This window comes from Nitratidesulfovibrio sp. HK-II (genome assembly GCF_003402415.2).
Lineage (GTDB): Bacteria > Desulfobacterota > Desulfovibrionia > Desulfovibrionales > Desulfovibrionaceae > Cupidesulfovibrio.
Window position 1 is genome coordinate 2567523 of sequence record NZ_AP036014.1, and the last position, 18188, is coordinate 2585710.

The window sequence follows — 18188 nt, forward strand, 5'->3', positions numbered from 1 at the left end:
CGCCTGCGCGCGGGGCTTCTGTGTATCCCCGTTTCGGCAAAATGTCACCTTCCCGCTTGACCAATCAAATCATGTTGTTCCATAACCGGACCGGAGCGTTGCTCACACTGGCGACTCCGCTGCCACACTTATCCGTCCGGGGTGTACCAACCGGGTTCGCAGCATGCGCCTCTGCAACGCGCCGCAACAAGCCGTTATTGTTAAGATGGCGCACCCCCGTTACTACAGGCACTGGCGCGCGGCGTCCCACTCCTCCTGAACGACACCGCAGTCGCATTCCCGCGCCGTGCCGCATCAAATTCATGAATCATACCGGTCAGCGACAACGCTGTCGCCGTGCCACCGGCCGGACCGACTCCATACAACGAGACGCCAAGGAGGCTCCCAAGTGAACATTCAGATCCAGAAGGCGGCAATGGCCTTTGTGGCCGCCGTCATGGCCATGCTCCCGGGCATGGCGTTCGCCGCAGGCGCGGGTGCGCCCCACCTCGACGGTGCCCTGCTCGGCGGCCTGTGGGCGGTGCCGTTCGCCTGCATGCTGCTGTCCATCGCCATCCTGCCCCTGCTTGCGCCACACTTCTGGCACCATCACTTCGGCAAGGTCTCGGCGTTCTGGGGCCTGGCCTTCCTTGTGCCCTTCGCCTTGCAGTTCGGCGCTTCGCTGGCGCTGTACGAAGTGCTGCACACCCTGCTGCTGGAGTACATCCCCTTCATCATCCTGCTGTTCGCCCTGTTCACCGTGGCCGGGGGCGTGCGCCTGACCGGTTCGCTGGTGGGCACGCCCATGGTCAACACCCTGCTGCTGGCCATCGGCACCGTGCTGGCAAGCTGGATGGGCACCACCGGCGCGGCCATGCTGCTGATCCGCCCGCTGCTGCGCGCCAACGCCCACCGCAAGTACAAGGTGCATTCGGTGGTGTTCTTCATCTTTCTGGTGGCCAACATCGGCGGTTCGCTGACGCCGCTGGGCGACCCGCCGCTGTTCCTCGGCTTCCTCAAGGGCGTCTCGTTCTTCTGGACCACCGTCCACATGTTCGCTCCCATGCTGCTGGTTTCGGCGCTGCTGCTGGCCGTGTTCTTCGCGCTGGACACCGTGCTGTTCGGCAAGGAAGGCCGCCCCGTGCCCCCGCAGCAAGGCGGCGGTGAAAAGCTGGGCCTGGAAGGCAGCGTGAACCTGCTGCTGCTGGGCGGCGTGGTTGCCGCGGTGCTCATGAGCGGCTTCTGGAAGCCGGGCGTGGAATTCGTGGTGTACCACGTGCCGGTGGAGCTCCAGAACATCGTGCGCGACATCATCCTGCTGGTCATCGCCGGGCTGTCCCTGAAGCTGACCGACCCCGAATCGCGCATCAAGAACGATTTCAGCTGGGGCCCCATCGCCGAAGTGGCCAAGCTGTTCGCGGGCATCTTCGTCAGCATGATTCCGGCCATCGCCATCCTGAAGGCGGGCGAGAACGGCGCGCTGCGCTCGGTGATCCAGATGGTGACCCACGACGGCCAGCCGGTGAACGTCATGTACTTCTGGCTGACCGGCCTGCTGTCCAGCTTCCTGGACAACGCGCCCACCTACCTGGTGTTCTTCAACACCGCAGGCGGCGACGCCATGCACCTGATGCACGACATGGCCCAGACGCTGCTGGCCATTTCCGCCGGTGCCGTGTTCATGGGCGCCAACACGTACATCGGCAACGCGCCCAACTTCATGGTGCGTTCCATCGCCGAAGAACAGGGCGTGAAGATGCCCAGCTTCTTCGGCTACATGGCCTGGTCGTGCGGCATTCTGGTGCCGTCGTTCGTCCTGGTGACGCTGGTCTTCTTCATGTAGCGCCCGCGCACCGCATTGCAGCTTACGCCGCCCCCGCACGCCACGCGCGTGCGGGGGCGGTTTTCGTTGCAGCGGCCAGGCAGAGGGCGGATGAAGGTGCACCGACCGCACCCAGCCTGCGACATCCCTACTCCCTCCGCCGTCCCAGCCCCCCGCGCATCCCGGCAGACACCAGCAGCCCCGGAGAGCCTACCGGCAAGGCCGCCCCGGCACGCCTTGCGAATTCGTGCCACGTTGACGCTCCAGGTGCCATCTGCTACCCCTTTCGACACGCCCGTGACGCCGGATTTTCCGCGCGCCGCGACGGGCGCGCAGACAGGCGAGGCATGCATGCACATTTCGGAAGGGGTGCTTTCTCCGGCGGTGCTCGGCGCTGGCGCGGCGCTGGCCGCCCTTGGCGTCACGGCGGGTCTGAAGCGGGTGGACTACGATCGCCTGATGACCGTGGCCATCCTGTCTTCCGCCTTTTTCGTGGCCTCGCTGATCCACGTGCCCATCGGCCCCGCCAGCGCCCATCTGGTGCTTAACGGCTTGCTGGGCGTCATGCTGGGCTGGGCCGCCTTTCCCGCCATTTTCGTGGCGCTGGCGTTGCAGGCCCTGCTTTTCCAGTTCGGCGGGCTCACCGTGCTGGGGGTGAACACCTTCAACATGGCCTTGCCGCCGGTGCTGTGCTTCTACGCCTTCCGCCCCATGCTGACCGGCCCGTCCCGCCTGCGCGGCGGCGCGGCCTTTGCCTGCGGTTTCCTGTCCGTGGGCGCATCCGCCCTGCTTACCGCCGTATCCCTGGGGATGTCCGGCGAGGCGTTCATCCCCGCCGCCCGGGCGCTGCTGCTGGCGCATATCCCGGTCATGCTCGTGGAAGGCGTGGTGACGGCGCTGGTGGTGTCGTTCATCGCGCGGGTGCGGCCAGAAATGCTGGCCTTCACCTCCACCGCGCACGGCTAGCGGGGCTTCGTGCTGGACGAACCCTTCAGCCGGGGCGCATCGCGCCTGCACCTGGCCGACCCGCGCTGCAAGCTGGCGGCCGCGCTGGCCTTCGCCGTGTGCGTGGCCCCGCTGCGCACGCCCGCCCTGGCCGCCGTGGCGCTGGCCCTCGGCGCGGCGTTGTGCCTGTGGGCGCGCCTGCCCCTGCCCCGCCTGCTGCGGCGGCTGGCCGCCGTCAACGTGTTCGTGGCCCTGCTGTGGCTGTTCCTGCCCTTTTCCCTGCCCGGCGCACCGCTGCTGCGCATCGGCCCCTTCCCCGGACTGCCGGACTGGCTGGCCCTGGCCGCAACAGACGCGGGCGTGACCCTGGCCGTGCTGGTCACCCTGAAGTCCAACGCCATTGTGCTGGCCTTCATCGCCCTGGCGGGCACGTCCGACGTCACCGCCGTGGGCCACGCCGTGGCCGGGATGGGCTTGCCGGACAAACTGGCCCTGCTGCTGCTGTTCACCTGGCGGCAACTGCACGTGGTGGCCCAGGAATACCACCGCCTGCGCACCGCCGCGAAGGTACGCGGCTTCACCCCCGGCACCAACCTGCACACCTACCGCACCTACGCCAACCTTGCGGGCATGGTGCTGGTGCGCAGCTTCGACCGGGCCGAGCGCGTGGGCCAGGCCATGCGCCTGCGCGGCTTTGCCGGGCGCTTCCACATGCTGGCCGAACCCGCCGGGCACCCCGGCGACCGGGTGCTGTCCGCCGCCATCATCCTGTGCGCGGCCGCCCTGCTGGCCGCCGACATCCTTCACCCCTTCGCGAAACTGCCATGAGCACCGCCGCCACGCCCCCGAATCACGGACACCCGGATGCCCACGCCCCCGGACACGAGCACGACCACGAACATGACCACGAGCATGCGGATGGCCACGAGCACGGGCACGAGCGCCCACACTCGGCCCCCCATGCCGACGACGCCGCCACGCTCCCCCTGGCGGCGGTGGAAGACATCCACTTCACCTACCCCGGCAGCGCGGCCCCCGTGCTGCGCGGGGCGTCGCTGGCCCTGCGGCCGGGCCGACGCATCGGCCTTCTGGGCCACAACGGCAGCGGCAAGTCCACCCTGCTGCATCTGCTCATGGGGCTGTTGCGGCCGCAGGCTGGCCGGGTGCTGCACCGGGGCGTGCCCCTGGCGCGCGAGGCCGACTTCGGGCCGTTGCGCCGCGAGGTGGGGTTCCTGTTCCAGAATTCCGACGACCAGTTGTTCTGCCCCACCGTGCTGGAGGATGTCGCCTTCGGCCCGCTGAACCACGGAGCCTCCCCGGCCGAGGCCCGCGGTGTGGCGGAAGCCACCCTGGAGCGCCTGGGCTTTGCCGGGTTCGGCGGCCGGGTCACCCATCGCCTGTCCGGCGGCGAAAAGAAGATGATCGCCCTGGCCGCCGTGCTGGCCATGCAGCCGCAGGCCCTGCTGCTGGACGAGCCCACCAACGACCTCGACCCGCGCACCCGCGACCGGCTCATCGCCATCCTGGCCGCGCACAGCCCCACCCACCTGATCATCTCGCACGACTGGGACTTTCTGGCCCAGACCTGCGACAGCTTTCTCAGCGTGCAGGACGGCAGCGTCCGCATCGCCACCCATACCCCCCACACCCACGTGCACACCCACACCGGCGGCGACGTGCACCATCATCACGGGTAAAGGCACCGCAATGCAAACGGGGGAAGGGGAGAAGACCCTTTTCCAAAAGGGTCTTCTCCCCTTCCCCCGAACCCCCTACCCCTCTTCCCCAAAACGTTTCCAATGAGGGGACTGAGGCCCGACGTAAGACTTCCCGTTCCGCGTACCCATTCTCCCGACAAATAAAAAATTTGAAGGAAGGATGGGGGTCTGGGGGAAGGGAGGAAAATTTTCAAATTTTCCTCCCTTCCCCCAGATTCGCTTTGTTCTGTGGTTTCGCCTACCCAAACAGTTTCGCGTGCACGTCCTGCCACACGATGTCGGGAGTGATGTCGCGCATGCAGCGGTGGTGGCCCAGGGGGCACTGCTGGGGTCCGTGCAGGCCGCAGGGGCGGCAGTCCAGGCTGGTTTCGAGCACGGTGGCTTTGGGACCGCGCGGGTAGAAGCCGTGGCGGCGCACGGTGGGGCCGAAGATGGCGGTGACGGGGGTGTGCTGGGCCCAGGCGATGTGCATGGGGCCGGAGTCGTTGGAGAGGTAGCAGTCGAGGATGGCGAGGTGCGCGGCGAGGTCCACGAGGCTGAGCGCGCCGGACAGGTCCATGAGCGCGGGTGTGCCGAGGGTGCCGGAGCGTTCGGCCACCTCGCGGGCCACGGCTTCTTCGCCGGGACCGGCAAAGAGGACGATGCGCGCGCCATGGGCGGCGGCCCGGCGGACCACCTCGGCGAAGTACTCGGCGGGCCAGCGCTTGGTGGCCCAGACGGAACCGGGGTGCACGCCCAGCAGGGGCGCGCTGGGGGCGGCATGCGCGGCGCGGAAGGCGGCGGCCCGTTCGCGGGCGGGTTCGGGCAGCACCAGTTCCGGCCAGTCCAGAACCTGCGGCAGGTTCAGGGGCCGCACCAGTTGCAGCAGCCGTTCTATCTCGTCCAGTTCGTCGAAGCGGCGTGGCACGGTGTGGGTGTAGAACCACGAATTGAACCACGGCGTATCGTAGCCGATGCGCACCTTGGCGCTGGTCCAGCGGGCGATGCACGCGCTGCGCAGGCTGGTGTGCGCGGATATCCACAGCGAATGCCGCTCGCGCGCCAGTTGCCGCCCCACGCGGGCGGCGGCCATGACGCCGCTTTCGCCGCCGCGCTTGTCGAACTCGTGCACGCCGGAAAGCTCGGGCTGCGCCGCGAACAGGCTGCCCACGCCGCGCCGCACCCAGAAGTGCAGTTCGGCGTCGGGGTAGTTGGCGCGCAGGGTGCGCAGCAGCGGCAGCGTAAGCACCGCGTCGCCCAGAAAGGCGGTGTTCCATACGCCGATACGGCTCATGACGGTTCGCTCCGCGTACTATCCGGGGAAGAAGAATCGGAAGGAGATGTGCCCGTTGCGTCCGGAGCGGCAACGTCGTCACCCCCCTGCCCCTCCGCGGCCGTGCCCAGCAGCCACGCGGCGGCGGCAGCAAGGTCGCGCGCCACGGCGTGCGGCCAGTCCGGACGCGCGGCAAGGTCACCGGGGGCGGGGACATACACGGCGGCATCGCCTTCGGGCACGGATATGCCCAAGGTCCGCGCGGCGGCCTGCCCCTTGCCGGTCAGCACCAGCACCACGCGGCCCAGCCCGGCATCGCGCCCGAAGGCCACGTCTTCCGGCTTGTCACCCACCATGGCGGTATCGGCGGCGCACAGGCCGTGCCGGTCGCGCAGGCCCAGCCACATGCCCGGCGCGGGCTTGCGGCAGATGCAGCCGTCGTCCGGGCCGTGCGGGCAGAAGGCCGTGTCGGCCAGCGACACGCCGTGTTCCCCCAGCAGTTCGCCCAGCCGGGCGTTGCAGGCATGCAGGTCAGCCTCGGTGAAATAGCCCCTGCCGATGCCCGACTGGTTGGTGACCAGAAACAGCCGCGCCCCGGCGGCGACAAGGGCGGCAAGCCCTTGGGCCGCGCCCGGCAGCAGCGTGACGCCGGAAGGGTCGGACAGGTAGTGCCTGTCCTCGATGACGGTGCCGTCGCGGTCGAGCAGGACGGCGCGGGGAATTGCAATGGTGGTTGATGCCCGGTTCATGGTGGGGCAACTTGTGGCACGGCGGGCCGCATTTTTCAAGGCGGCGGCGCAGCACGAAGCAATCAGCCATCATGCGGCCATGCGTTGCCATTCGCCTCCGAGCCGCATAGGCTGTTCCCATGCGGCGGCCCAGCGGAATCATGTATCCGCAGCCCGCCGCGCCGCCCGCCGCGCCGCCTGACGATCCCGCCGCCGGGACATCCGCCGGAACGGTACATCCCCCACACGTACGCCGCATCACGGCGCACAGGACATTGCATGCTTGCCCTTACCGTGGCCGTTACGCTTTCGCTCGTCATTTCGGCTTGCTGCTCCATCACCGAGGCCATTCTGTATTCAGTGCCGTGGAGCCACGTGGAACAGTTGCGCAAATCGGGGCGCAAGGCAGGCCGGGTGCTGTTCGAACTGCGCGCGCGCATCGAACAGCCCATCACCGCCGTGCTCACCCTGAACACCGTGGCCAACACGGCGGGCGCGGCCATTGCCGGGGCCTACGCGGCCGACGTGCTGGGCGACGGCCACATGGCCGCCTTCGCCGCCGGGTTCACGGTGCTCGTCCTGGTGCTTGGCGAGATCATTCCCAAGACCGTGGGGGTGGCCTACGCCCGGCCGCTGTCGGAATACGTGGCCCGCCCGCTGCGGGCGCTGGTGTTGGTGCTGCTGCCGGTCATCTGGCTGGGCGGGCGCATCACCCGGCTGTTCACCCCGCCCGGCGGCAACGCGCCCCACGCCACCGAGGACGACATCCGCGCCATCGTCAGCCTGTCGCGCAGGGCCGGGCGCATCCAGCCGTATGAAGAACTGTCCATCCGCAACATCCTCTCGCTGGACCAGAAGCGCGTCCACGAAATCATGACCCCGCGCACGGTGGTCTTCTCGCTGCCCGCCGCCATGAGCGTGGCCGAGGCCCATGAGCAGCCCGACTTCTGGCACTACAGCCGCGTGCCGGTGTGGGACGGACACAACGAGGACATCGTGGGCATCGTCACCCGCCGCCGCGTGCTGAAAGAGGTGGCGCAGGACAACGACGCGCTGCCCCTTGCCGAGGTGATGCAGCCGGTGCACTTCGTGCCTGACACCCAGACCCTGGACCGCACCCTGCTGCAGTTTCTGGATGCCCGCACCCACCTGTTCGTGGTGCTGGACGAATACGGCGGCCTTGCGGGGGTCATCTCGCTGGAGGACGTGCTGGAGGAAATCCTGGGCCGGGAAATCGTGGATGAAACCGACCGGGTGGACGATTTGCGCGAACTGGCCCGTCGTCGGCGCAATGAACTGGCACAGAACAGATAATGGCTACTGTTAGCACTTTGTAGGCATGCCTGATCGGCTTTTGTTCCGCCAGGTTACCCTGCTGCGCCCACTGTTGTGAAAGCCTTTGCACGTGCCGTACCCCCTTGCCACGACGGCGGAAACGCCGTATGCCAGACGCAGCCGCACGCGACATTTCCGTAGGGTGACGGGGCGTTTTTCGCCCCTCGCTCCGAGCCGGGTTTCTCCGGTCAGGATTGTTCCCGCGGCAGCGCATCCGATGCAACCGGGCGCCGCCACACGGCGCCGCGAGACGATACACAGTTCACGGCCGGTCGCCAGACCGGCGGACAATGCGGGCGGCCACGCCAGCCGATCCGCGCGGCGCACCAGCGCCTGCACCACGAACGCGCCCCGGCCGCCGAAGGGACCCCCCTTCCGGCAGCAACGCGGATGGCCCCTGCCCGAATTCGGGCAGGCCAGACCAGCCACCGCGAAAGGCGCGCGCCTCCCGGCCCTCCTTCGGATCACACCGGAGCACCCGACTACCGGGCCGGACCGGGAAGCAACACAAGGATCACACATGTCGAAGAAGAACGGCAAAAGCCTGTACCTGGTGGCCCTCGCCCTGTTTCTGGGCGGGGTGGGCTATCTGGTGTTCTCGGGCTTTTCCCAGAACAGCGTGTACTTCCTGAACGTTTCGGAAGCCCTCGCCATGCCCTCGGACAAGTTGCAGTCCATCCGCATGTTCGGCACCGTTGCCCCGGAGGGCATCGCCAGGCTGGACGACGGACCCGGCGTGCGCTTTCTGCTCGAAGACAAGGACAACCGTGGGCAGACCGTGCGGGTGATGTACCGCGGGGCCGTGCCCGACACCTTCAAGGAAGGCGTCGAGGTCATCGTGGAAGGCGGCATGCCCCAGGGCGGGCCCGCCGGTGAATTCCGCGCCAAGACGCTGATGACCAAGTGTCCCTCGAAATACGAAAAAGAAAACCGTAAGGGATGACGCCCGGTACGGCGCGCCATGCTTTCGGGCCGGGTTACCGGCCCGTTTCGCGCGCGCCGCATCCTTTCGCGAAGTCCACGCGTTGACCGGCGTCGCCTGGCTTCCGGCGGCCCGAGGCTGACCCCATTCCGGTTCAGCCCAGGCAGCCCGGCCCATGCCTTGGCAAGGGTCGGCCCACGTCGCCAACCGCGCAGCCATCGCGCGTCCCTCACATATCGGCAGGAGACTTCATGCACCTTTCCGCCTACTTGCTGCTTGTCGCGTCGCTGCTTTTCGCCCTCTTCTTCTCCGGGGCGGCGGCCGCGCAACTGTGGCAGGGGCGATCCACGGCGCTGCCGTGGATCGAAAAGGCGCACCTGATGCTGACCGGGTTCATGACCTTGGCATCCGTGGTGCTGCTGCACGCCCTTGTCAACTTCGACTTCTCGCTCGTCTACGTCGCCAGCTACACAGACCGCGCACTGCCGCTGTTCTACCGCATGACGGCCTTCTGGGCCGGGCAGGCCGGGTCCATGCTGTTCTGGGCGTGGTCCGTGGCCCTGTTCGGGGTCATCTTCGCCCTCACCGGGGGCTACCGCGACCTCAGCCCGCAGACCAAGCTGTGGTACTGGCTGTTCTTCCTGGCCGTCATGGCCTTCTTCCTGCTCATCCTCACCGCGTGGAGCAACCCGTTCCTCACCGCCGCCCCGGCCCCGGCCGACGGCAACGGCCTGAACCCGCTGCTCCAGAACCCCGGCATGATCTTTCACCCGCCGCTGCTCTTCCTGGGCTACGGCGGCTTCGCCATCCCCGGCTGCCTCGCCCTGGCCCAGGCCATGAGCAACGGTTATGGCCGCGAGGGCGCGTGGGCGGGCATTTCCCGGCCGTTCACCCTTACCGCGTGGCTGTTCCTTACCGCAGGCATCGTGCTGGGCGGCTGGTGGTCGTACATGGAACTGGGCTGGGGCGGTTACTGGGCGTGGGACCCTGTGGAAAACGCCTCGCTCATCCCTTGGCTGGTCTCCACCGCGTTCCTGCACACCTCGGTCATCGAATCGCGGCGCGGCAAGCTGCACCGCGTGAACATCCTGCTCATGGCGCTGACCACCATCTCCGCCTTTTTCGCCACCTACCTGGTGCGCAGCGGGGTGGTGGATTCGCTGCACGCCTTCGGCGACGGCGGCGTGGGGCGTCCGCTGCTGATCTTCATCCTGGCCTCCATCGCGCTCACCGTGGCGGTGACGCTGATCTGGCGCAAGGACGACGCCAAGCCCCTTTCCGGCATCGACAGCCGCGAAGGCTTCCTGGTGCTGGTGGCGTGGGTGCTGCTGGCCCTTTCCGCCATCATCCTCGTGGCCACCATGTGGCCCGTGTTCAGCAAATTCTGGGTCGAAAAGCCCATGGGGCTGGAACCCGCCTTCTACAACCGGGTGTGCCTGCCACTGTTCGCGGGCATTGCCGTGCTGCTGTCCATCTGCCCCTGGCTGGGCTGGAAGGGCGGCGTGCGCAGCATGCCGAAGCTCCTGGCCGTGCTGGGGGTGATGGCCGCCGTCACCGCCATGACCTGGTACGCCTACCGCATGCCCATGGCCGCCCTGGGCGCGGGCGCGGGTGCCGCCTGCGTGGCGGGCATCATCATTCTGCTGACCACGGAAAGCCACGTGCGGCGCAACAACGCCTCGCTGGCCGCCCACGGCGTGCACCTGGGCCTGGCACTGATGGTGCTGGGCGTGGCCTTTTCCGGCCCGTACAAGCTGGAACAGGAAGTGGAGATTCCCCGCGACGCCACGGTGAAGCTGGGCAAGTACGATCTGCGCTACGTGAACCTGTACGAGGGTGAAGGCGCGGGCTACATCTTCATCGAGGCCGAACTGAACGTCACCCGCGAGGGTTCGCCCGTGGGCGTGCTGTCGCCCCAGCGCCGCCTGTACGCCAAGTTCGACCGCCAGGCCTACGCCGAGGCGGCCACCATCTTCGGCCTGGGCGACGAGTTGTACGCCACCCTGCTGGGCGTGGACGCCGAAGGCGCGGCCACCCTGAAGGTGAGCGTGAACCCGCTGGTGAACTGGGTGTGGATAGGCGGCACGCTGATGTGCATCGCTCCCTTTCTGGGGCTGCGCCGCCCCGCCGCCCTGCGTGATGCGGACGACGACACCGGAGAAGGGCGGGACGCGTGATGCTGCTGCGGCTGACCAAGGTCGCCAAGTTCTACGGCAACCGGCTGGTGATAAAGGACGTCTCGTTCGAGGCGGCCCCCGGCACGGTGACGCTGCTGGCCGGCCCCAACGGGGCGGGCAAGTCCACGCTGCTCAAGCTCATGGCCGGGCTTTCCCGGCCCAGCGCGGGCAGCGTGGAGCGCGGCGTGGCCGAGGACTCCCTTGGCTACCTTGGCCACCAGACCTTCATCTATCCGGAACTCACCGCCTTCGAGAACCTGGCCTTCTGGGCGCGTCTGCACGGCCTTTCGCCGGAACGCTGTTCCGACGAAGCCCTGCTGGCGACCCTTGACCGCATGGAACTGAAGCGCTTCGCCTTCGAACGGGCGGGCGGCTTTTCACGCGGCATGGCCCAGCGACTGAACCTTGCCCGGGTGCTGCTGCTGTCGCCGTCGCTGCTGTTGCTGGACGAACCGGGCACCGGGCTCGACATCCGGTCAATGGCCATCCTGCACCGTGAAATCGCCGCCGCGCGCGACCGGGGCGCGGGCATCGTCTGGATCAGCCATTCCGTGGCCGAGGACCTTGCCCGGGCAGACCGGGTGCTGGCCATCGCCGAAAAGCGCGTGGCCTATTGCGGCCCGGCCGACCAATACGTCCCGGAGGCCGTGGCATGCTGAACGCAGCCTTCGCCATCGCCGCCAAGGACCTGCGCCTGCTGCTGTCACGCGGCACCGGCCTGGTCCAGGCCCTGCTGCTGGGACTGTTGCTGATCTTCGTGTTCAGCCTGTCGCAGCGGGTGGGCGAGGTGATGGGCCCGCAGGGGGCCGCCGCCATCTTCTGGCTGGCGTCCGCCTTCTGTCAGGTGCTCATCTTCAACACCCTGTTCTCCATGGAAGAAACCAACGGCGCGCGCTTCGGCCTGCTGCTGGCCCCGGTGCCGGTGCAGGCCGTGTGGCTGGGCAAGGGCATTGCCGGGTTCACCCTGCTGCTCTGCGCCCAGGCCGTGTTCCTGCCTGCCGCCATCGTCTTCCTGGGCCAGTCCGTGTCGCCCCTGTGGCACGTGGGCCTGGCCACCGTTCTGCTGGCGGACGTTGGCATCGTGGCGCTTGGCGCGCTGCTGGGCGCGCTGTCGCAGGGCCAGGCGGCCCGCGAATCGCTGCTCAGCATCGTGCTGTTTCCACTTCTTGTCCCGGTGCTGCTCGCGGGCATCCGGGTGGGCGCCGCCGCCTTCGCCGATGACATCCCCGAGGGGGTGGAATCGTGGTTGGGGCTGGTGGCCGCCTTCGACGCGCTGTTCCTTGGCGCGGGCATCGTGCTCTTTCCCTTCGTGTACGGCGGGGAAGAATAGCTGAAAGCAACAGATCAGGGGGCTCTGCCCCCTGGCCCCCTTGACCCCTTATAGCGAGGCACCCATGCGAACAAACCGGCTTTCCCCCGTGATGCCCCTTGTCGGGATTGTCGCGGGCCTGGCCCTCGCGCTCTGCCAATACATGATCTTCGTGTACGCCCCCGTGGAACAGACCATGGGCATCGTGCAGAAGATCTTCTACTTCCACATGCCGCTGGCGTGGTGGTCGCTGATCAGCTTCCTTACCGTGTTCGCGGCCAGCATCGCCTTTCTGCGCACCCGCGACTGGAAATGGGACGCGCTGTCCGGCGCGGCCGCCGAGGTGGGCGTGCTGTTCAGCGGCCTTGCCCTCATCACCGGCTCCATCTGGGGCCGCCATTCCTGGGGCGTCTGGTGGACGTGGGACCCGCGCCTGACCACCACCCTGGTCATGTGGTTCGTGTACGCGGGCTACCTTGTGCTGCGCACCCTCGACCTGCCGCGCGAGCGGCTGGGCACCGTCTCCGCCGTGGTGGGCATCGTGGCCTTCCTCGACGTGCCGCTGGTGTTCCTGTCCGCCCGGCTGTGGCGCTCCATCCACCCCGCCGTGTTCGCATCCAAGGGCGGCGGGCTGGAACCGGAAATGAAGACCACCGTCATCGCCTGCATCGTCGCCTTCGGCTTTCTGTGGGTGGCGCTGACCTGGCTGCGCGCGGCGCAGCGGCGCATGGCGGCACGCATCGACGTGCTTGCGACGGAAACCACCATCTGAACCTTTCGGTCACAAATGAGGATTTTCGCTCGCTGGCAAGGAAAGCAAGCCGCCCATGAGGGCGCATGCCACAGCCGTTAGGCGAGCTTGCGAGCCTTACGGATGAGGACCGCAACGCGCTCTTCTCGTATTCGCCCGACATGGAAGGCGAAGCTTGACGCAGCCAGCGGGCGAAAAGACCATTTGGAAAGAGCCTAGTTCCGTAGGAGAACATAATATGGAAAGTACCCAATGGCTCCTGGTCGCCAACGCGGCCGTGTGGCTCGGCATCGGCGCCTACCTGTTCCTGCTGGCCCGTTCGCAGCAGACCCTGGACCGGCGCATCCGCCACATGGAGATGCTTGGCGATGACAAATAGCACCCTGACCATGAATTCGCTGGACGGCGGCCGCAGGCTGGTCCTGCTGTCCGTGTGCGTGGGCCTTGCCGCCATGTTGGGGGCCTCGTTCCTCTACCGTCTGGCCAACCCCTCGCTGGTGCAGCCGGGCCGCGCGCCCGCCGCGCAGCAGGAAGAACACGCGGGCGAGACGGAAATCGTCGGCGCGCTGATGCAGAAGGTGCAGCAGAACCCCAACGACGCGGCAGCGCTGTTCGCCCTTGGCCAGCACTTTCTGGACCACTCCGACTGGGCCCGCGCCGAAGGCTTTCTGGCCCGCGCCGTGGTGGCCGCCCCGGCGGACCCGCAACCGCTGTACATGCTGGGCATCGCGCAGTATCAGCAGGAAGCCTTCGACAAGGCGGCGGAAACCTTCGAGCGGCTCATCGAACTCGATCCCCAGCCCGCCGCGCGCTACAACCTCGGCATCCTGTACCGCCACTATCTGAAGGCCGAAGCCAAGGGCAACGCCCACCTGAAGGCCATAGTGGACGACCCCAAGGCCCCCGAGGATCTCAAGGCGCAGGCCCGGCAGGAACTGGAATCCGCCGTGCACGGCGACAAAACGCAGCAGAACAAGAAACAATAGCGGGCCGCTGGCCCGACACCACCGGAAGGGGCGGGACACCGCCCCTTCCGCGCATTCACGGCTGGCTGGGGGCCTGCTTCTCCATCAGGCCGCCCTGTGACGAACCGACCCGGACGGACGGGAAGGATTTGACGGACCGGACGGCGGGATAGGCTGGAAGGGGCAGATGGCAAGGAGGAGCAACCTTGCGGCCGCCAACGGCGCATGGCCCACGCCTGCTGGTTGACGGACCAACCCGAATCTTGACAATTTGCCCGCCCGGCCAGTATGATGGTTGATTAAATTTTGACATATTTGTCAAACCTGCCAAGCCCAACGACCCGCCCTTCGTTCGGAGGCAGACGGGGAAAACGGTCCGGAGCCGCGCGGCCCGGACGCTCCAACCAACCCGCCCGGAGAGAGATCATGAGCAAGATCGTGTGCAAGGCATTGACGTTCGACGACGTCCTGCTGCAGCCCGGCTATTCCGAAGTCACCCCCGACCTCGTGGACGTCTCCACCTGGCTCACCCCCGAAATCCGCCTCAACATCCCCCTCCTCAGCGCCGCCATGGACACCGTGACCGATTCGGGCATGGCCATCTCCATGGCCCGCAACGGCGGCGTCGGCGTCATCCACAAGAACATGCCCGTGGACCGCCAGCGCATAGAGGTCGAGAAGGTCAAGAAGTCCGAAAGCGGCATGATCATCGACCCCGTGACCATCGACCCCGACTATTCCGTGCGCCAGGCCCTGGAGCTGATGGCCGAATACCGCGTCTCCGGCCTGCCGGTGGTGCGCGGGGTCGAACTGGTGGGCATTCTGACCAACCGCGACGTGCGCTTCGTCAAGGACCTGGAAGGCACCCAGGTACGCGAGGTGATGACCAGCAAGAACCTGGTCACCGTGCCCGTGGGCACCACTCTGGACGAGGCCAAGGACCTGCTGCACGCGCACCGCATCGAGAAGCTGTTGGTGGTGGACGAGGGCAACCGCCTGAAGGGCCTCATCACCATGAAAGACATCGACAAGGTGCAGAAGTACCCGAACTCGTGCAAGGACGACAACGGTCGCCTGCGCGTGGGCGCGGCGCTCGGCATCGGCAAGGACTGCGAGGAGCGGGCCAGCGCCCTGCTCGGCGCGGGCGTGGATTTTCTGGTGCTTGATTCCGCCCACGGCCATTCGCGCAACGTGCTGCGCGCCATAGAGATGGTCAAGGGGGCCTTTCCCAAGTGCCAGCTGGTGGCGGGCAACGTGGCCACCTATGAGGGTGCGAAGGCCATCCTTAAGGCTGGCGCGGACACCGTGAAGGTGGGCATCGGCCCCGGCTCCATCTGCACCACCCGCATCGTGGCGGGCGTGGGCGTGCCCCAGGTGACCGCCATTCTCGAATCGGTGCGCGCCGCGCGTGAGCTTGGCCGCTGCATCATCGCCGACGGCGGCGTGAAGTTCTCGGGCGACGTGGTGAAGGCCATCGCCATGGGCGCGGACACCGTGATGATCGGCAGCCTGTTCGCGGGCACCGACGAAAGCCCGGGCGAAACCATTCTCTACCAGGGCCGCTCGTACAAGATCTATCGCGGCATGGGCTCCATCGACGCCATGAAGGAAGGCAGCTCCGACCGCTACTTCCAGGAAAAGAGCAAGAAGCTGGTGCCCGAAGGCATCGTGGGCCGCGTGCCCGTGAAGGGCCCGGTGGCCGAAAGCCTGTACCAGCTTGTGGGCGGCCTGCGCTCGGGCATGGGCTACGTGGGCGCGGCCGACATCAAGGAATTGCAGGAAAAGGCGCAGTTCGTGGAGATATCCGCCGCCGGGCTTCGTGAAAGCCACGTGCATGATGTGATCATCACCAAGGAATCGCCCAACTACCGCATCGACAACAACTAGCCGCTCGGTATTTCCGGTTCCGGCGGCGTCAGGCATCGGAGGCGGCGCGGGTCACGTACCGAAGAGTACGCTCCCCTTGCCGCCCCTCGCCTTCCTTGCCGGAACCGAAACTCCCTTCGCGGCAAGGTCGCGCACTGACGGAGAAAGGCAAAAAAGCCCTCCGTGCAAGCGCCCAACCAGACACCACGGCCTCACAACGCATATCACGATTGCCCGAAGCACCCCGCGCGGGCGACAGAGGACAGCACATGGAAGCACAGACCAAGGTCATCATCATCGACTACGGTTCGCAGGTGACGCAGCTCATCGCCCGTCGCGTGCGCGAGGCCGGCGTCTATTCCGAAATCCACCCCTGCATCGTCACGGCGGATCAGGTGCGCGCCATGAAGCCCGCCGCCGTCATCCTGTCCGGCGGTCCGGCCAGCGTGGGCGAGGCCGACGCCCCCACCCTGGACAAGGGCCTGCTGGAACTTGGCGTGCCGGTGCTGGCCATCTGCTACGGCATGCAGCTTCTGGGGCACAACCTGGGCGGCCAGTTGGCCACCTCGGAAACCCGCGAATACGGCCCCTCCGACCTTACCCTGCTGGGCGACTGCCCGCTGTGGGACGGCATCGACAAGTCCGCCCCCACCCGCGTGTGGATGAGCCACGGCGACAAGGTCAAGACGCCCCCGCCCGGCTTTGCCGTGGTGGGCCGCACCGCCACCCTGGACGTGGCGGCCATGGCCGACGACGCCCGGCGCATCTACGCCGTGCAGTTCCACCCCGAAGTGCACCACACCGAGGAAGGCGCCCGCATCATCAGCAACTTCCTGTTCCACGTGGCCAGGCTGAAGGCCGACTGGACCATGTCCTCGTTCGTGGAGCGCGCCATCAAGGAAATGGCCGAGACCGTGGGCGACCGCCACGTGGTGTGCGCGCTTTCGGGCGGCATCGACTCCACCGTGGTGGCCGTGCTGCTGCACAAGGCCATCGGCAAGCGCCTGCACTGCATCTTCGTGGATAACGGCGTGCTGCGCCTGAACGAAGGGCAGGAAGTGGTGGACTACCTGCGCGAGCACTTCGACCTGAACCTGAAGTACGTGCAGGCCCAGCGCCGCTTTCTCGACAAGCTGGAAGGTGTGGACGACCCCGAGCAGAAGCGCAAGATCATCGGCTACACCTTCATCGAGGTGTTCGACGAGGAAGCGAAAGCCCTTGGCCACGTGGACTTCCTGGCGCAGGGCACCCTGTACCCCGACGTCATCGAGTCGGTGTCGCACAAGGGCCCCTCGGCCGTCATCAAGAGCCACCACAACGTGGGCGGCCTGCCCGAAAAGATGAACCTGAAGCTCATCGAGCCGCTGCGCGAACTGTTCAAGGACGAAGTGCGCAAGGTGGCCGGCGAACTGGGCCTGCCGGACTTCATCATCTGGCGGCATCCCTTCCCCGGTCCGGGCCTGGCCATCCGCGTCATCGGCGAGATCACCGAAGAGCGCCTGGACATCCTGCGCAAGGCCGACAAGGTCGTGCAGGCCGAGCTGATGTCTTCCGGCTGGTACCGCAAGGTGTGGCAGGGCTTCGCCGTGCTGCTGCCGCTGAAGACCGTGGGCGTCATGGGCGACGGCCGCACCTACGAGCACGTCATCGCCCTGCGCATCGTGGACAGCGTGGACGCCATGACGGCCGACTGGGCGCGCTTGCCTTCCGAACTGCTTGAGCGTATTTCGAGCCGGATAATCAACGAGGTGAAGGGCGTGAACCGCGTGGTTTACGACATCTCCTCGAAGCCGCCGAGCACCATCGAATGGGAATAGGCGGATAGCGTTCGCCCAGGTGCACGCCCAAGTGCATGCCTGGATGAGCGCCCGGCGGACGCGCGGGGGCCGAAAGGCCCCCGCGACGCCCCGCAGCATCAGGCCGAAGGGCCGCGCCACGGCGCGGCACGACCGGGCAGCGCCGCACCGTCGGCCCCGGCCCGCAGCACTGCAACCAAGGCGGTCTGTCTTCAATGTTCGGCATCGGCAGCACGGAACTTCTGGTCATCATGGTCGTGGCCCTCATTGTCCTCGGCCCCAAGAACCTGCCCAACATCGCACGCACGCTGGGCAAGGCCATGGGTGAATTCCGCAGGGTTTCCACCGACTTTCAGCGCACGCTGAACACCGAGATTGATCTCGAGGATCACGAGCGCCGCAAGAAGGAAGCCGAAAAGGAATTCTTCGACGACAAGGCCAAGGCCGAAGCCCCCAAGGCTGAAGCCCCAAGGACCGAAGCGCAAACGGCCGAAGCCGCCAAGCCCGCCGCTGAAGCCGCCGGGAAGAACGCATGAGCCGGGACGACAAGGACCCTGCCGCCAAGGAGCCGGTGTCCGAAGGCGACCGCGAAGACGCTGCCAGGGATTCAGCCGCGGACGTTT

General features: G+C 67.1%; 17 protein-coding genes. 15 read left to right on the forward strand and 2 right to left on the reverse strand.

All coding sequences use genetic code 11. The features are described from left to right. Positions 1 to 415: 415 nt before the first annotated feature. The 4 genes from RVX_RS10720 (at position 416) to RVX_RS10735 (ending at position 4443) form a co-directional block, all read left to right on the forward strand. Positions 416 to 1822 (forward strand): sodium:proton antiporter, encoded by a 1407-nt coding sequence (locus tag RVX_RS10720; protein ID WP_172596598.1) that lies wholly within the window; start codon positions 416 to 418, stop codon positions 1820 to 1822. A 330-nt stretch (positions 1823 to 2152) separates the two neighbouring features. Further along, positions 2153 to 2767: a cobalt transporter CbiM gene (gene cbiM / locus RVX_RS10725; RefSeq protein WP_116305846.1), complete on the forward strand. Its 615-nt coding sequence runs from the start codon at positions 2153 to 2155 to the stop codon at positions 2765 to 2767. A gap of 9 nt (positions 2768 to 2776) precedes the next feature. Next, complete coding sequence (gene cbiQ, locus RVX_RS10730; protein WP_116305847.1) at positions 2777 to 3574, forward strand: cobalt ECF transporter T component CbiQ; 798 nt, start codon at positions 2777 to 2779, stop codon at positions 3572 to 3574. After that, a complete protein-coding gene (locus RVX_RS10735) occupies positions 3571 to 4443 on the forward strand; it encodes an energy-coupling factor ABC transporter ATP-binding protein (protein WP_230404557.1) in 873 nt (290 codons plus the stop codon). The genes cbiQ and RVX_RS10735 overlap by 4 nt, the downstream gene beginning before the upstream one ends. A gap of 259 nt (positions 4444 to 4702) precedes the next feature. Here the strand turns inward: RVX_RS10735 and waaF are convergent, their stop codons facing one another. Both waaF and RVX_RS10745 read right to left on the reverse strand, forming a co-directional pair. Continuing rightward, positions 4703 to 5737 (reverse strand): lipopolysaccharide heptosyltransferase II, encoded by a 1035-nt coding sequence (gene waaF / locus RVX_RS10740; protein WP_116305848.1) that lies wholly within the window; start codon positions 5735 to 5737, stop codon positions 4703 to 4705. Beyond that, complete coding sequence (locus RVX_RS10745) at positions 5734 to 6465, reverse strand: D-glycero-alpha-D-manno-heptose-1,7-bisphosphate 7-phosphatase (RefSeq protein ID WP_116305849.1); 732 nt, start codon at positions 6463 to 6465, stop codon at positions 5734 to 5736. The genes waaF and RVX_RS10745 overlap by 4 nt, the downstream gene beginning before the upstream one ends. 258 nt (positions 6466 to 6723) lie before the next feature. Here RVX_RS10745 and RVX_RS10750 point away from each other — a divergent pair, with 258 nt between their 5' ends. The 11 genes from RVX_RS10750 to tatB all read left to right on the forward strand — a co-directional run bounded on the left by RVX_RS10750 (position 6724) and on the right by tatB (position 18101). Beyond that, positions 6724 to 7758: a hemolysin family protein gene (locus RVX_RS10750; RefSeq protein WP_116305850.1), complete on the forward strand. Its 1035-nt coding sequence runs from the start codon at positions 6724 to 6726 to the stop codon at positions 7756 to 7758. A 541-nt stretch (positions 7759 to 8299) separates the two neighbouring features. Further along, positions 8300 to 8722 (forward strand): cytochrome c maturation protein CcmE, encoded by a 423-nt coding sequence (locus RVX_RS10755; RefSeq protein ID WP_116305851.1) that lies wholly within the window; start codon positions 8300 to 8302, stop codon positions 8720 to 8722. Between the two features lie 230 nt (positions 8723 to 8952). Continuing rightward, a complete protein-coding gene (locus RVX_RS10760) occupies positions 8953 to 10878 on the forward strand; it encodes a heme lyase CcmF/NrfE family subunit (protein ID WP_116305852.1) in 1926 nt (641 codons plus the stop codon). Beyond that, the gene (locus RVX_RS10765; protein WP_116305853.1) at positions 10878 to 11537 is read left to right on the forward strand and encodes an ABC transporter ATP-binding protein; all 660 of its coding nucleotides are present in this window, start codon (positions 10878 to 10880) and stop codon (positions 11535 to 11537) included. Before RVX_RS10760 ends, RVX_RS10765 begins: the two co-directional genes overlap by 1 nt. After that, positions 11531 to 12208: a heme exporter protein CcmB gene (locus RVX_RS10770; RefSeq protein ID WP_116305854.1), complete on the forward strand. Its 678-nt coding sequence runs from the start codon at positions 11531 to 11533 to the stop codon at positions 12206 to 12208. Before RVX_RS10765 ends, RVX_RS10770 begins: the two co-directional genes overlap by 7 nt. Before the next feature lie 64 nt (positions 12209 to 12272). Next, on the forward strand, positions 12273 to 12959 hold the full coding sequence (locus RVX_RS10775; protein WP_116305855.1) for a cytochrome c biogenesis protein: 687 nt from the start codon (positions 12273 to 12275) through the stop codon (positions 12957 to 12959). A gap of 217 nt (positions 12960 to 13176) precedes the next feature. Continuing rightward, on the forward strand, positions 13177 to 13317 hold the full coding sequence (locus RVX_RS10780; RefSeq protein ID WP_116305856.1) for a CcmD family protein: 141 nt from the start codon (positions 13177 to 13179) through the stop codon (positions 13315 to 13317). Continuing rightward, entirely contained in the window at positions 13307 to 13924 is a 618-nt protein-coding gene (locus tag RVX_RS10785; RefSeq protein ID WP_116305857.1) for a tetratricopeptide repeat protein, read from the forward strand. Before RVX_RS10780 ends, RVX_RS10785 begins: the two co-directional genes overlap by 11 nt. A 405-nt stretch (positions 13925 to 14329) precedes the next feature. Beyond that, positions 14330 to 15790: an IMP dehydrogenase gene (guaB, locus tag RVX_RS10790; RefSeq protein WP_116305858.1), complete on the forward strand. Its 1461-nt coding sequence runs from the start codon at positions 14330 to 14332 to the stop codon at positions 15788 to 15790. A 248-nt stretch (positions 15791 to 16038) separates the two neighbouring features. Beyond that, the gene (guaA, locus tag RVX_RS10795) at positions 16039 to 17586 is read left to right on the forward strand and encodes a glutamine-hydrolyzing GMP synthase (RefSeq protein WP_116305859.1); all 1548 of its coding nucleotides are present in this window, start codon (positions 16039 to 16041) and stop codon (positions 17584 to 17586) included. A gap of 194 nt (positions 17587 to 17780) precedes the next feature. After that, complete coding sequence (gene tatB, locus RVX_RS10800; protein WP_116305860.1) at positions 17781 to 18101, forward strand: Sec-independent protein translocase protein TatB; 321 nt, start codon at positions 17781 to 17783, stop codon at positions 18099 to 18101. Positions 18102 to 18188: the final 87 nt, after the last annotated feature.

What these genes read in the sequence shown, in the direction of transcription:
- RVX_RS10785 (WP_116305857.1), top strand. Translation starts at nt 13,307, where the DNA reads ATGACAAATAGCACCCTGACCATGAATTCGCTGGACGGCGGCCGCAGG.
- guaB (WP_116305858.1), top strand. Translation starts at nt 14,330, where the DNA reads ATGAGCAAGATCGTGTGCAAGGCATTGACGTTCGACGACGTCCTGCTG.
- RVX_RS10755 (WP_116305851.1), top strand. Translation starts at nt 8,300, where the DNA reads ATGTCGAAGAAGAACGGCAAAAGCCTGTACCTGGTGGCCCTCGCCCTG.
- RVX_RS10770 (WP_116305854.1), top strand. Translation starts at nt 11,531, where the DNA reads ATGCTGAACGCAGCCTTCGCCATCGCCGCCAAGGACCTGCGCCTGCTG.
- RVX_RS10775 (WP_116305855.1), top strand. Translation starts at nt 12,273, where the DNA reads ATGCGAACAAACCGGCTTTCCCCCGTGATGCCCCTTGTCGGGATTGTC.
- RVX_RS10720 (WP_172596598.1), top strand. Translation starts at nt 416, where the DNA reads ATGGCCTTTGTGGCCGCCGTCATGGCCATGCTCCCGGGCATGGCGTTC.
- RVX_RS10780 (WP_116305856.1), top strand. Translation starts at nt 13,177, where the DNA reads ATGGAAAGTACCCAATGGCTCCTGGTCGCCAACGCGGCCGTGTGGCTC.
- waaF (WP_116305848.1), bottom strand. Translation starts at nt 5,737, where the DNA reads ATGAGCCGTATCGGCGTATGGAACACCGCCTTTCTGGGCGACGCGGTG.
- tatB (WP_116305860.1), top strand. Translation starts at nt 17,781, where the DNA reads ATGTTCGGCATCGGCAGCACGGAACTTCTGGTCATCATGGTCGTGGCC.
- cbiM (WP_116305846.1), top strand. Translation starts at nt 2,153, where the DNA reads ATGCACATTTCGGAAGGGGTGCTTTCTCCGGCGGTGCTCGGCGCTGGC.
- RVX_RS10735 (WP_230404557.1), top strand. Translation starts at nt 3,571, where the DNA reads ATGAGCACCGCCGCCACGCCCCCGAATCACGGACACCCGGATGCCCAC.
- RVX_RS10745 (WP_116305849.1), bottom strand. Translation starts at nt 6,465, where the DNA reads ATGAACCGGGCATCAACCACCATTGCAATTCCCCGCGCCGTCCTGCTC.
- RVX_RS10750 (WP_116305850.1), top strand. Translation starts at nt 6,724, where the DNA reads ATGCTTGCCCTTACCGTGGCCGTTACGCTTTCGCTCGTCATTTCGGCT.
- RVX_RS10760 (WP_116305852.1), top strand. Translation starts at nt 8,953, where the DNA reads ATGCACCTTTCCGCCTACTTGCTGCTTGTCGCGTCGCTGCTTTTCGCC.
- guaA (WP_116305859.1), top strand. Translation starts at nt 16,039, where the DNA reads ATGGAAGCACAGACCAAGGTCATCATCATCGACTACGGTTCGCAGGTG.
- RVX_RS10765 (WP_116305853.1), top strand. Translation starts at nt 10,878, where the DNA reads ATGCTGCTGCGGCTGACCAAGGTCGCCAAGTTCTACGGCAACCGGCTG.